Source organism: Bartonella sp. MR100HLJHH, from assembly GCF_042194215.1.
GTDB classification, from domain to species: Bacteria; Pseudomonadota; Alphaproteobacteria; order Rhizobiales; family Rhizobiaceae; genus Bartonella; species Bartonella grahamii.
Map to the genome: position 1 here is coordinate 1 of NZ_JBHIMR010000057.1, position 1,932 is coordinate 1,932.

General features: G+C 37.2%; 2 protein-coding genes. Both read left to right on the forward strand.

From position 1 onward, the window contains the following. Positions 1-242: 242 nt before the first annotated feature. A complete protein-coding gene (locus ACFIJ7_RS09395; protein WP_375645175.1) occupies positions 243-710 on the forward strand; it encodes an SMI1/KNR4 family protein in 468 nt (155 codons plus the stop codon). A gap of 5 nt (positions 711-715) precedes the next feature. Further along, a partial coding sequence (locus tag ACFIJ7_RS09400; RefSeq protein WP_375645176.1) for a DUF6990 domain-containing protein occupies positions 716-1,932 on the forward strand: 1,217 nt, incomplete at its 3' end.

Here is a 1,932-nt window from a genome sequence, read left to right on the forward strand (position 1 = left end):
GAAAGCCGGCAATGATGTGCCGCTGATTGATATTGTTCGCCCCAATGGACAGGGTCTTTCTCATAACAAATATGACAATGTTATGCAAATAACTTCTATGAATTCCTCTGTAAAAGAATTATAGCTAATTTGGAATGACGCTTTTGTCGGGCGGTTTCCTTTTGAAATACACTGTTAAAGCCGTCATCCTTTTTTGTTTTCAAAAATGCAAGAATTGTTAATCACTTTTAGGGGGATCATCTATGAAAACCTATACCTTAGCTGATGTTGCAGTACTAGTTGATAAATATAGCGATAGTATCGATTTTGGCTCTACAGATGAAGCAGTTGATGATGTACTAATTGAAAAAGCAGAGGGGATTCTTAAATTGCAATTCACATCCTCCTACAAAAGTTTTTTGAAGAATTATGGAAGAGCGGAGATCTGTGGTGAGGAAATATTAAGTGTTTATAATACAAATTTTGAAATTGCTCGTAGTGATGATATTGTTTATTATCACTTAACAGATATAAAAAATGGTTTAGCAAAACCACAGCAGCTTGTTATCAATAGAACAGATTTTGGTGAAACCTTTTACTTTGATTATACTCAGTTTCAGGATGGTGAGTGCCCGCTCTATCTTAGATTTCCACCTAGCGATCCCCAGTATTATGCAAGTAATTTTTATGAATTTCTCTGTAAAAGAATTATGGAACATGCTGGGGGGTAATGACGATGCAAACCAAAGATGTCACAGAGATTTTAAAAAGACTGGGCTGGGAGCCTTATCGTGATGAAGTGGGGGATACCTTTGCGCATTATCATTTTCCCGATCGCATTGTAGGCATTAGTTATGATGTTGTAGATTATGGAGAGGAGGGTGGAAAATTTCGGTTATCAGCTGATCTTACCACTGCTCCTTATTGCCTTTCTTGCGAATATGCTAGTGGTGAAGTATCACAGGATAAGTATGAAGATACGCTGTTTTCTGCGAAAGAGGATTTCGATGTTACAGCTTTAGATCTCTCAGAAAGCCATGTTAAGGAATCTTTAAATAGGGTTATTGCTTGGGCGCAAGCACAAGATATTGAAAAAAAATTACATGAAGAAGCTGCTAATCATTCTGCTGTTGCAGAAGCATTACTTGGTGATATTGAGGCTTTAAAAAGTTCTAAGTTTACACCCCAATTACATGTACCAGAATTTGCAGATTACAAAACAATAGGGTGGATTGAGCGCCTCATTCTTTTTGCGCAAGCTTATAAAAACGGGGAGTTAGATGACATTTTAGCGCGTAAAAAACCTAAACAGTGGTCGATGATTCTTACAGCAGCAACTCGCATTTTTAAAATTCAAGGGTGGTTTGCCACAGAGCTTGGGAAAATGTGGTTGGTTTTGCCGGATCGTTTTATTAAGTTAGATTTTGGCTTTGTACATCTCTATGATCAGTATAATGTTCATCTCGAAGCTGAAATATCTAATGAAGAGATTTCTTTGGCTTGCTTGTATATTCATTTTTGTGGACAACGTAATCTTGTACGACCTACGGATATTTATCGATCTTTTAATACGATTGGAGGAGAGAATTTTCGTGGGGTTGATAAAGGAATTGATATTTGTGTAGAGATATTGAATGAGCAAGAGTTGACAAAAATCTCTGAGCGGATAATACAATGGGCACGTGCCCAAGATTTACAAGCATCAATAGAAAGCAAAACGCTTATCCAAAAATATAGCTATTATCCAGCTGTGATTTGGCATTTGGCTTGTTTAGCATTGACAGGTCAAATTGATGTCTTAAAATCCTATCAAGATTCTATCGCAGAGGATAAGATTCCTGAGCATTTGCAAAATCTTGATGAAGAACTGGAGGGGTATGTTAACCATGCCGTTGAATTTGCTGAAAAACATCTGAAAATCCTTAATGAGCGAGAGGCAGCAGAAGCACATCT